Origin of the sequence: Larkinella soli, assembly GCF_003703975.1 — a bacterium.
Classification (GTDB): Bacteria; Bacteroidota; Bacteroidia; order Cytophagales; family Spirosomataceae; genus Larkinella; species Larkinella soli.
Window position 1 is genome coordinate 37,570 of record NZ_QTJY01000001.1, and the last position, 12,877, is coordinate 50,446.

Annotated in this window: 10 protein-coding genes; 6 read left to right on the forward strand and 4 right to left on the reverse strand. The window is 59.9% G+C overall.

Annotated elements, in window-relative coordinates; genetic code table 11:
* Positions 1–5: 5 nt before the first annotated feature.
* Positions 6–1,217, forward strand: a complete 1,212-nt coding sequence (locus DX909_RS02040; protein ID WP_128543389.1) for a GDSL-type esterase/lipase family protein — start codon at positions 6–8, stop codon at positions 1,215–1,217.
* A 4-nt stretch (positions 1,218–1,221) separates the two neighbouring features.
* On the opposite strand, the gene DX909_RS02045 is transcribed toward DX909_RS02040, so the two are convergent.
* Complete coding sequence (locus tag DX909_RS02045) at positions 1,222–1,569, reverse strand: hypothetical protein (RefSeq protein ID WP_128543390.1); 348 nt, start codon at positions 1,567–1,569, stop codon at positions 1,222–1,224.
* A 211-nt stretch (positions 1,570–1,780) separates the two neighbouring features.
* Here DX909_RS02045 and DX909_RS02050 point away from each other — a divergent pair, with 211 nt between their 5' ends.
* Positions 1,781–5,296, forward strand: a complete 3,516-nt coding sequence (locus tag DX909_RS02050; RefSeq protein ID WP_128543391.1) for a PAS domain S-box protein — start codon at positions 1,781–1,783, stop codon at positions 5,294–5,296.
* A gap of 34 nt (positions 5,297–5,330) precedes the next feature.
* Here DX909_RS02050 and DX909_RS02055 read toward each other — a convergent pair whose 3' ends face one another.
* Positions 5,331–6,308: a nitrilase family protein gene (locus tag DX909_RS02055; protein ID WP_128543392.1), complete on the reverse strand. Its 978-nt coding sequence runs from the start codon at positions 6,306–6,308 to the stop codon at positions 5,331–5,333.
* 101 nt (positions 6,309–6,409) lie between these two features.
* Here DX909_RS02055 and DX909_RS02060 point away from each other — a divergent pair, with 101 nt between their 5' ends.
* The 4 genes from DX909_RS02060 (at position 6,410) to DX909_RS02075 (ending at position 10,158) form a co-directional block, all read left to right on the forward strand.
* Entirely contained in the window at positions 6,410–8,434 is a 2,025-nt protein-coding gene (locus DX909_RS02060; RefSeq protein ID WP_128543393.1) for a PAS domain-containing protein, read from the forward strand.
* A 39-nt stretch (positions 8,435–8,473) separates the two neighbouring features.
* On the forward strand, positions 8,474–9,223 hold the full coding sequence (locus DX909_RS02065; protein WP_310589815.1) for an NUDIX hydrolase: 750 nt from the start codon (positions 8,474–8,476) through the stop codon (positions 9,221–9,223).
* A 128-nt stretch (positions 9,224–9,351) separates the two neighbouring features.
* Positions 9,352–9,822 carry a hypothetical protein gene (locus DX909_RS02070; RefSeq protein WP_128543394.1) on the forward strand — a complete coding sequence of 157 codons (471 nt, stop codon included), beginning with the start codon at positions 9,352–9,354 and terminating at the stop codon, positions 9,820–9,822.
* Positions 9,823–9,912: 90 nt separating this feature from the next.
* Positions 9,913–10,158: a hypothetical protein gene (locus DX909_RS02075; protein WP_128543395.1), complete on the forward strand. Its 246-nt coding sequence runs from the start codon at positions 9,913–9,915 to the stop codon at positions 10,156–10,158.
* Between the two features lie 20 nt (positions 10,159–10,178).
* Here the strand turns inward: DX909_RS02075 and DX909_RS02080 are convergent, their stop codons facing one another.
* Entirely contained in the window at positions 10,179–10,397 is a 219-nt protein-coding gene (locus DX909_RS02080; RefSeq protein WP_128543396.1) for a hypothetical protein, read from the reverse strand.
* Positions 10,398–10,479: 82 nt separating this feature from the next.
* A complete protein-coding gene (locus DX909_RS02085; RefSeq protein ID WP_128543397.1) occupies positions 10,480–12,786 on the reverse strand; it encodes an efflux RND transporter permease subunit in 2,307 nt (768 codons plus the stop codon).
* Between the last annotated feature and the right edge of the window lie 91 nt (positions 12,787–12,877).

Below are 12,877 nucleotides of genomic sequence, written 5' to 3' on the forward strand. Positions count from 1 at the left end.
CCGCCATGACCAGAATTCAGGTTGCATTGACCGGCCTCCTGGGCGGGGTGTTGTTCCTGAGCATTGCTCTGTTCCGGTATGAAATGCTGTTCCGGTTTCCGGCAGGTACCTATCTTTTCCCCTTATGTATTCTTCTCGGATTCAGTGCTTTGTATACGGGGATAGGTCTCCTGTTCCGCTGGGACCGGTTCCGGTTGTTCGTTTTCATTCTGATGGTCGAAGGGCTGACCTGGGGTTTCATTTTTGACGCCGGCCGGAGCCGGTCGACCAACGGGCTGGGTCACTTTCTGGGCAGCTGCGTCTACCGGGGCCGCGGCTACGGCCTGCTGCAGAACGACGCCATCCAGGTCAACCCCGCCCTGAGCCGCTACGACCCCCGGCTGATCTACCGGCTCAAACCCGGCCAGGGCCACTTCCGCAACCTGGAGTTTTCCACCTCTCTGCGCATCAACTCCCGGGGCCTGCGTGACGATGAAGCCTCGCTGCACCAGCCGGAGCTGATCGTGCTGGGCGACTCGTTTTCGATGGGCTGGGGCGTCGAGCAGGAGGAAACCTTCCCCCAGCTGCTGGAGCATCATACCGGTCGGAAGGTGCTCAATGCGGGCATCTCCTCCTACGGCACGGCCCGCGAGTACCTGCTGCTGCAGGAGCTCGACCGCTCGCATTGCGGCACGCTGGTGATCCAGTACTGCGACAATGATCTGAGTGAGAACATGGTCTACCGGCACACGGGTACGCTGGACTACAGCCGCAGCCGCTATCAGCAGACGGTGCGGATGAACACGGTCAACCGCTGGCTGTTCCCCTTCAAACTCTCGTTTCTGGTGCTTCAGCGGCTGGAGTATCTGATCGAAAATCAGCTGGCTTCCAGGCCACCCGGCTCGAGCCACTCCGGTAAAGGCGTGACGCCGGCCGGGGACGGCCAGAATCAGCATTTGGATCACTTTATTCCCATCCTGAAAAAGATCCGGAAGGTGTATGCAGGCCCTATCGTGGTGACCGAGCTGTCCTCCCACGGCATCCAGTCCTGCTTGAGTGCCGGCCTGCGCATGCGGCTACGGGAGGCCGCGCTTTCAGGCATCTACTATTGTGACCTTTCCGGCCACCTTTCTACCGAGGATTATTTTCGAATCGATGGGCACCTGAATCCGGAAGGTCACCGCAAGGTGGCCTTCTGGCTGGGTGAGTTCATCCGGCAGCTTCCGCCCGGGTTCTGACTCTTCAGGCGATGCGGGCTAAGTAACTGTTCGGTTTCAGAAGCTGGAGGTGCAGATGGAAATATTCCTCAAAGTGATCCTGAAGTTCATGAACGAACTGCAAATATTTTCGGGTCGTCACGCAGAGCCAGCAGTTCATCCCGTTTACCAGCCGGGCGTCCTCCAGCGACCAGGAGGTGGCGGTGGCGTCCGGCAGAAAGCCGAAGGCCGCCAGCCAGTGTTTGGTCAGGCGAATGGGCTGGGGTAAGGCGGCTGCGGGGTCGGGAGCATGCTGGACGGTTTTCAGGAGTTCCTCCGTTAACAGGGTGGGCTGGTGACGGATGTAATAATATCGATTGGGACGGGGTGCCATCGTCATGAGAACGCAGTTGAGATAAAAGTGGGGCAACGGACAGAAAACATGCAAGTTTCCTTTCAGGTGCGAACGAAGCCGATTTGCGGGATATTGTCCCAAATCATCCGGATGTTTTAAAAACTTACTTTAGCCGTCAACCGGTAACAAATCTTCCCTCTCTCCGCTTTTATCGTTACCTTTATAGGTTCCGTGAAAATGTCCTTCCCGCATGAGGAGTGAAGAGCCGCCCATTGAAAATACCCCCCCAACGATTACCAGCCATTCGGGAGCGATTGAAAAACGATTGATCCGGGATGTCCAGTGGGACTGGAATCTGGAAACGGATGCTCTCTGGTGGAGCGACGAATTTTACCCCCTGTTCGGCTATCGGCCCAGTGAGGTGGAACCCGACAGCCGCTCGTGGACCAGCCGAATTCATCCGGACGACCGGGACCGGGTGGTGGAGGAAGTGAATGCCGTCATCCGGGTCGGCGGTCGGCACTGGTCAGGTGAATACCGCTTCCTGCGCAGCGACGGTACCTACGCCTACGTGTTCGACCGGAGCTTTACCGTTCTGGAAGACGGCCGGGCCGTCCGGCTGATGGGCGCGCTTCAGGATATTACTGAAAATGTTCTGTATCAAAGGAAAATCGAGGAAAGCGAGGAGCGGATGCGGTTTGCCCTCCAGTCGGCCGACATCGGCACCTGGGACCTCGATCCGGTACGGGGCATGCTCGATTTCGACCACCGGACCCGGGCCGCCTTCGGGTTTCCGGAGGAAAAAACCATCCACTATTCCCGGACGTGGGATTATGTTCATCCCGACGACCGCGAACGGGTAAACGGGCTGATCCGCCAGGCCCTCGACCCGGCTTCGGGCGGTTTTTACGAAGCAGAATTCCGCACCTACCAGCCTGATGAATCCAAATTCCGGTGGCTGCGCTGTCGCGGCAAGGCGTACTTTGACGAAAAGGGCGTCGCCTACCGGTTTGCCGGAACCTGCCTCGACATCACCGAAGTGCGACGGAAGGACGAGGCCCTCAGGAATGTCGAACTGCGTTTTCAGATCGCCTTCGACAATGCTTCCGTCGGCATCGCCCTCACGGACTTCGGCGGCAACCTGCTCCTCATCAACCAGGCGTTCTGCCGCATGACCGGCTATCCGATGGACGAACTCATGAACGCCAATTTCAGCCTGTTCACCCATCCGGACGACCTGCCCCGCAACCGCGAGCTGCTGGCCGGCCTCATGACCGAAGGAAACACCTCTTTTTCTTACGACAAACGGTATATCCGGAAAGACGGCACCCTGCTTTGGGTCAATATTCATACGACCATCATCGAGGATGCCGCCGGCCGGAAAGATTGCTATTTTACCATCATCCGGGACCTGACCGACCAGCTGAAACTGCGGGAGGAGCAGCTCAAGCTTCGCATTCTGGTAGAAAACAGCGTCGAACTGATGTCCATTCTGGAACTGGACGGCAAAAACTCCTACCTCAACAAGGCCGGCCGCGACATGCTGGGCTTCGACACCGAGCAGGAAGTGCTGGACACGCCGATTTCCGAACTCCACCGGGCCGAAGATTTCGAACAAGTGAGCCGGGAAGTGCTCCCCGCGGTGATGAACGAGGGCCGGTGGTCCGGCACGATGCTGGTCCGTCACCGGAAAACCGGCGAGGTGTTCCCCGTCAACAACCACACCCACCGCATCGATGACCCGAATACCGGGCAACCGATCGCCGTGGGTGCGGTCATGCGGGATCTCCGGCCTGAACTCGCGGCCCGGCAGGCCCTCGTCGAGAGCGAGAAGCGATTCCGAAGCATGATTCTGCAGGCGCCCGTTGCCATGGGCCTGTTGCGCGGGTCGGACCTGGTGATCGAATCGGCTAACGATCCCGTCCTGCTCCTGTGGGGGAAAGACCCGTCGATCATCGGCCTGCCGTTGCTCCGGGCGCTCCCCGAAATCGAAGGGCAGGGGTTTAAGGAACTGCTGGAAGGCGTAATGGCCTCGGGAGAATCGTTCTACGGGTACGAAACCGTGGCCCTCCTGGTGCGGAACGGCCGGCTGGAGGAATGTTTCTTCAACTTTGTTTTCGCGCCGGTTCGGGAGGCCGACGGCATCGTCAGCGGGGTGATGGTCATCGCTACCGAAGTCACCCAGCAGGTACGGGCCCGACGCGAACTCGAAGAAAGTGAAAAACGCTTCCGGAACCTCATTCTGGACGCTCCGATGGCGACGGCCGTGTACGTGGGCCGGGAAATGCGGATCCAGTTGGCCAATGAAGCCATGCTGACCCTCTGGGGCAAAGACGCTTCCGTGATCGGCAAGACCCTGAAAGAGGGCATCCCCGAGCTGGAAGGTCAGCCGTTCCTTCACCTGCTGGAGGAGGTGTTTGCTACCGGCGTCGCCTACCAGGGCAAGGAAGACCGCGCCGACCTGATCGTGGATGGGGAGCTTCGGACTTTCTATTTCAACTTTACCTATAAGCCGCTCCGGAACGCCGACGGCGAGGTGTACGCCATTCTGAACATGGCGGTTGACATTACCTACCAGGTCAATGCCAAACGGCAGCTGATGGAGGTGGAAGAAAACCTGCGGGAAGCCATCAATCTGGCCGAACTCGGTACCTGGACCATCCACCCCCGGACGGGGGTGGTGGACTGCTCGGATCGGGTGCTGCAATGGCTCGGCCTTTCAGAGAATCCGGTCACGACGGATGCCGTCAACCGCAGTTTCCACGAAAATGATCTGGAACGGGTTCAGCAGGCCTTCCTGGCGGCCATGGACCCGGCTTCTCCCGGAACCGTCAACCTCGAATACACCCTGGTCAATCGGTCGTCCGGCCGGGAGCAGGTCATGCATACCCAGGCGCGGGTGCTTTTCAACGAGCAGGGAGAACCCGTCGAAATCCGGGGCACCTCGCAGGACATCACCGCCCGGCGAATGACCGAGCAGGGGCTGGAACGGGAAGTGCAGCGCCGGACGGAAGAACTCAATCAGGCCAACCGGATCCTCCGGCAGACGAACGACAACCTCCAGCAGTTCGCGTATGCCGCCAGCCACGACCTTCAGGAGCCCTTACGGAAGATCCAGTCGTTCAGCGACCTGCTCGAAGCCCAGTACGGACAACAGCTCAGTTCGGACGGCTTCCGGCTGGTCCAGCGCATGAACTCGGCCGCCGAGCGAATGTCCCGGCTGATCAAGGACCTGCTGGCCTTCTCCCGGCTGACGACCCAGCAGGACGAATACGGCCCCGTAGATCTGAATCCGCTGATCAACGACGTGATCATGGACCTGGAAATCCAGATTCAGGAGGTGAATGCCGTGGTCGAGGTCTCTCCGCTGCCCCGGGTGTGGGGGAACGGCCGCCAGCTGACCCAGCTGCTCCAGAACCTCCTGACCAATGCGCTGAAATACCGGGTGCCGGACCGAGCGCCCCGGATCCGCGTGGCCGGGCGGATTCCGGACCTGACGGAAATCCGGGAACTGCCCGAACTCGACCCGAACCGGTCGTATGTGGTGGTGGAAATAGCCGACAACGGCATCGGCTTCGATGAGAAATACCTGAACCGGATTTTCCAGATGTTCCAGCGGCTTTACAACAAAGACCAGTATGAAGGCACCGGCATCGGGCTGGCGCTGTGCCGGAAGGTGGTGGAAAACCACCAGGGACACATCACCGCCCGCAGCACGCCGGGGGTCGGCAGCACCTTCCAGGTCTACCTGCCGGTCCGGCTGTAGGTGGTGGTCCGGTTCCGCACGATACGGGGCGGCTTTACTTAACTTCCCGGGGAGCCTCCCCGGGTCCGGGGTTCAGCCAGACTACTTTCTGTTCGGGTTGGTGTTCCTGTCCGAGCACCTCCCGGTAAAGGTCCGGACGGCGGGCTTTCCGGTACCGGTATCCGCCGGCCTGTTCCAGCTTTTCGGGGGAAAGCGTGGCCGTAACGACTTCATCGCCCAGTTTCCGGCATTCGGCCAGAATATCCCCGAAGGGGTCCAGAATCATAGAACAGCCGTTTTTCAGCTGGTCGTCGTCCATTCCGATGGGATTGGAAAACACCACGAACACCCCGTTGTCATAGGCCCGGGCGGGGAGCCATTTCATGAGCCAGGCGCGGCCCTTCAGGCCGTCGAATTCCAGCCGGAGGGAAGTGGGGTCGTTTTCGCGGTGGTGCCACAGGGCCGGATCGGCGAAACCGGCACCCGGCCGGGTCGATGGCGTCATCATGGTCACGTGGGGCATGAAAATGATGTCCGCGCCGAGCAGGGCCGTGGCCCTGACGTTTTCCACTACATTGTTGTCGTAGCAGATCAGAATCCCGCATTTCCAGCCCAGCAGGTCGAACACCACGTATTCGTTCCCGGGCAGCAGGTGAGGGTTGATGAAAGGATGCAGCTTGCGGTATTTGGCGACCAGCCCGTTTTTATCGACGCAGACGTACGCCTTGAAAAGCCGGTCTTCCCGGTCTTTCTCGAACAGACCCGCCAGCACGACGATGTCGTTATCCTGCGCGATCCGGGTCAGTTCCCGGATGCTCTCGCCCTCCGGAATCAGTTCGGCCAGGTCGAGCATCTGTTCCCGGGAAAGATGCCGGGCAAAGGTATATCCGGTGATCGAACATTCGTGGAATGCGACTACCTGGGCGCCCTGACGGGCGGCTTCGGCGGAGAGGCTGCGGATGACGGCGAGGTTGCCGGCTTTGTCGCCACTGGCATTTTCAAACTGGGCGGTTGCGATGCGAAGGGGCTGCATAACGGAGTCGGATTTTGGCGTTAAAGGTAGTCAGGAAATAGTTTAATTTGGACGGATGAAGAAATAACGATAATTTTCTACTTCGGCAGATTCATTCAACCATGCCCTTTGATCATCACTTTTCGGCGGAGATAGACCGTCTCCGCTCCGCCCTGCAGGCCGCAGGGGTGGGCACCTGGGATTACAACTTTCATTCCGGTCAGGTCCAGTACTCCGCCATCTGCCGCGAACTCTTCGGCCTGCCCCCGGACGCGGAAGTGACCCCGGAGGCTCTGCTGGCTCAGGTCCATCCCGACGACCGGGAACGGGTGGCGCAGGCCAATCTTCAGGCCGTCGACCCCAGAAACGAAACCGAACACAATCAGGTTTTCCGGACGCTGACGCCCACGGGCGCCTACCGCTGGGTGCAGGCCAAAGGCAGTACGATCCGGGATGAAGCAGGGGAGGTGGTACGGTTCAGCGGGATTGTTCAGGACGTGACGGAATCCGTTCTGGCCCGGCAGCAGATCGAGGAGACGCAGCGGCAGATGCTGGCCACGTTCGAACAGGCCCCGGTGGCCATCGCCGTGATTTCCAACCCCGGCCTGACCTTCCGGATGGCCAACCCGTTCTACGGGGCCCTGGTGGGAAGAACGCCCGGGCAGCTGGTCGGCCGTCCGCTGCTGGAGGTGCTGCCGGAGATCGAAGGGCAGGGCTTTCGCGAATTGCTGGAAGGGGTGATGACTACCGGGACTCCCTTCTCGGCCAAGGAAGTGGCCGTTACCCTCCTCCGGGGAAGCGGCCCGGAAACCATCTACGTCGATTTTACCTATCAGCCCTGGCACGAGGAAAACGGCAATGTCGGCGTTCTGGTCGTGGTGGTCGAGGTGACGCGCCAGGTGCTCGCCCGCCGGGAGGTGGAAGCCAGCGAAGCCAGACTGCGGTCCATCATCGCCACCGCCCCGGCCGCCATGGGCCTGTTCGTGGGGCCGGACTTGGAGGTCCAGCTCCCCAACCAGGCCTTCATCGACATTGTCGGCAAAGGGCCCGATATCGTGGGGAAACCGTTGCGGGAGGTGATGCCGGAACTGATCACCGAAAACCAGCCCTTCCTGCAGATTCTCGAAAAGGTCTACGCCACCGGTAAAACCTTCCATACCTACGGCGCCCTGGTCAAGGTCGTCCGGGATGGGGTGCTGACCGATAATTATTACAACTTCACCTATTCTCCCCTGTTCGATTCCGAAGGCCGGGTCTATGCCATCCTCGATATTGCCATCGACGTGACGGGGCAGGTACAGGCCAGCCAGCGCGCCGAGAAAAGTGAGAACCGCTACCGCGAATTATCCGAAGCACTCGAAGAACGCGTCGAGCAGCGGACCCAGTCGCTGGCCGAGGCCAATACCAACCTGACCCGGCTCAACGAAAACCTCGAACAGTTTGCCTTCATCGCCAGCCACGACCTCCAGGAGCCGCTCCGGAAAATCCAGGCCTTCAGCAGCCTGCTCAGGGAGGAATACGGCCCGGCACTCGGACAAAAAGGCAGCGACCTGCTGAACCGCATTGAAACCGCCGGCCACCGGATGTCCCGGCTCATCCGGGACCTGCTGACTTATTCCCGGATTTCGACCCGCCAGGTGCCGACCATTCCGATCCCTCTCGGAAACGTGGTTGAAAACGCCATGGAAAACCTCTCCATCGCCATCGAGGAAACCGGGGCGCAGGTGATGGTCGGGCCGCTGCCGGTCGTGGCGGGAGATCCGTCCCAGCTGGTGCAGCTTTTCCAGAACCTGCTCAGCAACGCCATCAAGTTCAGCCGGGTGAACCTGGTCGGCGAGCCGATCATCCCGCGCATCCGGGTCGATTCCCTGAAAATTCTTCCCCCCGACCTGCCGCTGGAACTGATGGGGGGGCGGAGCGGAGACTTTTACCGCATCGATGTCGCCGACAACGGAATTGGTTTCGATGAGCGGTATTCGGAACGAATCTTTCAGGTATTCCAGCGGCTGCACGTGACGAAGGAATTCGCCGGAACCGGCGTCGGCCTGGCCATCTGCCAGAAGGTGGCGACCAATCACGGCGGGCTCATCACCGCCCGGAGCCGCCCGGGCCAGGGGTCGACCTTCAGTTTGTTCCTTCCGGCCTGATTCCCTGAAACCGGCTGAATTCCCTAATTTTGCCACCGTATGATGGAACCTTCCGAACCCCGCGACACCCTGCTGATTGAACTGGTCGAAAACGGTGACCGTTTTCTGCCCCACCTGTCCATCGACTGCGTCGTCTTTGGATTTCACGCCAGCCAGCTCAAGGTTCTGCTCCTGAAGCTGACCAATGCCGACTTGTACGCCCTGCCCGGCGGATACATTTATCAGGAAGAAGATACCGATCAGGCCGGGGCCCGCATCCTGGCCGAACGCACCGGACTCACCCGCATCTACCTGGAACAGTTCGGCGTTTTCGGGCGGCATGACCGGACCAACAACCGGGTTCATCAGCAGATTTTCGAAAGTTTCGGCATTCCCTTCGACCCGGACTTCTGGATGTGGAAGCGTTTCGTCTCCATCGGCTATTATGCCCTGGTCGATTACGATCAGGTAACGCCCACCCCCGACCTGTTTTCCGACCGCTGTGACTGGCACGACGTCGGCACCCTGCCGCCCCTGCTGTTCGATCACGCCCGGCTGGTGGAAAAAGCCCTCGAAACCCTGCGGCTGATGCTGGACCATAAGCTGGTCGGTTTCAACCTGTTACCGGAAATGTTCACGATGGCTGAGCTGCAGGGCGTGTACGAGACCATCCTGAACCGCAAGTTTCAGCGAACGAATTTTCAGCGGAAGATGCTGAGCCTCGGTATCCTTGAACGGGTGCAGAAGAAGTACGGCGGAGGCTCCCACAAAGCGCCTTACCTGTATCGTTTCGATACGGGAAAAGCCTAAGGGGACTAAGGGTTAGGCGATTAAACCGGGCCGGATTTTCACTTTTCAAATAGCCTTTCGGCGCGGCTTGGTTTCGGCAGCGGGAGACCGTAATTTCAGGGTCGGAAACCACCGTACCTGATTGTTTCATGGATGAATTGAATCCCGCCCAGCTTGCCCGGAAAGTGGAGACGCTATCCGGTTCGACCCTCTACCGGTTGCAGGCCCTGCTGGAGAAAGAAGTGGGCCGACGGAAAGACCTGTTCCGGTCGGTTGCTCCGGTAACGCTGGACCAGATTCCGCTGCGCGTCCAGACCCGGCTGGCCCTCTACGGACTGGTCCGCCGGCGTCGGCTCTGCGATATTGCCGAGGTGGGGCGGCTGCCGCTGTCGGAAGCCCTCGTGGTGCTGAAGCCGGCCGACGTTCAGACTCTGAAAAGCGTTTATCCCAGGCAGCTGGAGGAACTGAAGGACCGGCTGGCCGAACTGAACGCTTCCTTCGATCTGGTCGGAATGGTGGACCCGCGAACGATGGGGCAGGAAACCTCGCCGGAGGTGACCGCATCGGGACGGTCGTCCCGCAGACCGGCTTCTTTCCCGGTCGATTCGGGAAACGAATAAAATGCCCGTTCGCCCGCAATGGCGTCGCAGACTCCCGGCGGTCTCCCGGACCGGGGCCGCTTGAAATCAGTATATTACGAAAAATTCCGAATGCATCCTGAATCGTCTTCGGCCGAAGAGTTCGGACCGGAATTCCTCATCACGATGATCAACGAACAACTGGAAAGCTGGGCGGAGGTCATTGCTTCGGGCGCCCGGATCAAGGTGGCGGTATTTGAAAGCCCGTACCTGGAATCCGTCCTGAATGCGTTTCGAACGGAAGGCTGGGATATTACGTTCAGCAGCCGGCTTAAGGGGTCTCCGGCCCGCGTCTTTTATCATTTCTGCCTTTCCTGAACCGCTGTCGGCCCTTTGTCCTACAGGCTGGGGCTGCTTTCCAGGATCATGATCCGGAGCTGACGAAAGACCGTCGGGCCGACTTCATCATCGGCCAGCAACTCCGAAACGGCTTTCGATACGTTCAGTTTTTGATGAAACAGAAACGCCTGGTTCCCCTCCAGGGTCGCATTGACGACAACGTCATAACGGGTTTTGATTCCTAACTTTAAAAAGTCCGCACCGGAAATAATCAACATTGCTTTCTCCTCCCCAAATCTCTGTGAAGTTAACAAAACGGGAGGGCAAAAAAAAGCGGACCGCCCGGCCCGCTTCCTCTTTTTATACCCGGTATCGCTTCAGCGACAGCAGCAGGGCCGGCAGCAGCACGAGGTTGGTCACACAGGCCATCAGGACCGTCGTCGCCACCAGCACGCCCAGCGCGGCCGTACCCCCGAAGCCGGAAGCGGCAAAAACCGCAAAGCCGCCGGCCAGGATCAGCGCCGTGTAGATCAGGCTCACCCCGGTTTCATGGATGGCCCCCGACAGGGCCGCCTTCGGCGCCTTCCCGAGGCCCAGATGGCGCCGGTAACTGGTCAGAAAGTATACCGTGCCGTCGGAGGCCAGGCCAAAGGCGATGCTGAAGATCAGGATGGTCGACGGTTTGAAGGCAATGTCCACGTAGCCCATGATCCCGGCCGTCACCAGCAGCGGAATCAGACACGGAAGCTTGGAGAGCAGAATGATCGGGATGGACCGGAACAGCACCATGCCCACCAGCGCGATCAGCACGATGGCGATCAGGAGGCTTTCATACAGGTTGCCGAGCAGGTAGTCGTTGCTTTTCAGGAAAACCAGGCTGTGGCCGGTGAGGCTGACCTCGTAGTCCGTATCGGTAAACAGCGAATCCAGGCGGGGCCGGAGTTTCGACAGCAGTTCGCCGAGCCGGATGGAGCCGATGTCGGCCATCTGGTAACTGATGCGGGTCACCTGTTTCCGGGGATCGACCAGCGACTGGACCAGCGAGGAGGAGCCGCTTGGAGAACCCGTCGAAATCGGGGTTTCCCGGGACAGTTTCTGGAGTTCCAGGGCCGGGGGAAGCACGTAATACCTGGCGTCGCCCCCCCGGTAGGCCTGGTAGGCGAACCGGATGGCGTCCACGATGGACCGGGGTTTCGAAATCTCGGGGTAGTCGTCCAGAATCCGCTCCATCGCCCGGATTTTATACAGCGCCCGACCGGCGTCGGCAAACAGGCCGTTGGGTTTCCGGGTGTCGATCATCACCTCCAGCGGCAGCGCCCCCTTGAATTCCTGTTCAAAAAACCGCAGGTCGGTGTAGACCGGGTCGTTCTGGGGCAGGTCGTCCACCACGAAGCCTTCCACCCGGATGCGCGTCAGGCCCAGGGCGCTCACCAGCGTAATGGCGGTAACGAGGCCGTAGATGACCGGCCGGCGGTGCTGCACCCAGCCGTCGATGCGGTTCAGCAGTTTACTCCAGCGCCCTTCCCGCAGCACCGTCCGGTCGGTTTGGGTCGGCACCGGCAGGTAACTCAGGATGATCGGGACCAGCAGGAGACAGATGACGTACAGGGCCAGGACGCAGAGGGCGGCCACCACCCCGAACTCCATCAGCAGCCGGCTGTTGGTAAAGTAAAACACGCCGAACCCGATGGCGGTCGTAACGTTGGCGAGGAAAGAGGAAAGCCCGATTTTCCGGATGGTATTTTCCAGCGCCCGCTGTTTGCTGCCATGTTCGGCCAGTTCGGCGTGGTACTGATTGATCAGGAAGACGCAGTTCGGCACCCCGATCACCATCAGCAGGGGCGGAAGAAGGCCGGTCAGCAGGGTGATCTCATAGCCGAACGCGGCCAGCGCCCCCACGCTGATGCAGACCCCCATCAGCACCACCGTCAGCGAGATCCAGACCACCCGGAACGATCGGAACATCAGCCAGACCATGCCGCCCGTGACGAGGGCGGCCAGCGCCATGAACAGCTTCATCTCCCCCGAAACCTTTTTCATCACCTCGGTCCGGATGGAGGGCAATCCCGAATAGTGAACCTCCAGCCCGGTCCCTTTCGCAAATTCGGCACCGTACTTCCGGATGGTTTCCACCAAGCCGATGCGCTGTTTGGAATTCAGGGTTTTTTCGTCCAGTGAAATCGCCATCAGGGTGGCTTTGGACCCGGAGTTGAACAGCAGCCCCTCGTAGAAGGGCAGGTTCATCACGGCTTTGTGCAGGCTGTCGGCCTCGGCCTGGGTGGCCGGTCTATGCGGAACGACGGCTTGGGCGGCCCAGGCGGAGTCGGTGCGCTGCAGGGTGTACAGCCGCGCAGTGGAGAGCACTTCCTTCACGCCGTCGAGTTCCCGGACCTGGTTGGAAAAGTCGTACCAGCGCTGGTAAACCGGCAGATCGAACCACTGCGAACTCCGGAAGCCGACCACCATCAGCGCCCCGTCGGCGCCGAACCGCTTCTTAAACTCCTCGTAATGCAGCTGGGTGGAGTCCGACAGGGGCAGCACCCGCGCAATCTGATAAGAAAGCTGGAGCCGGGTGCCCAGAAAGCCCATCAGGGCCGTCGTAATCACTAAGAAGATAAGCCAGTAAATCCGGTTGGAAAGTATGATTCGTGAAAGCCACGTTCCCATGAGAATGACACTACAGAACTGAAAATGAAACCGGCTTCGGTGAGCAGGAGGCCGGATTAAGGGGCGAAATTCGCTCTTTTTCGTGGATATA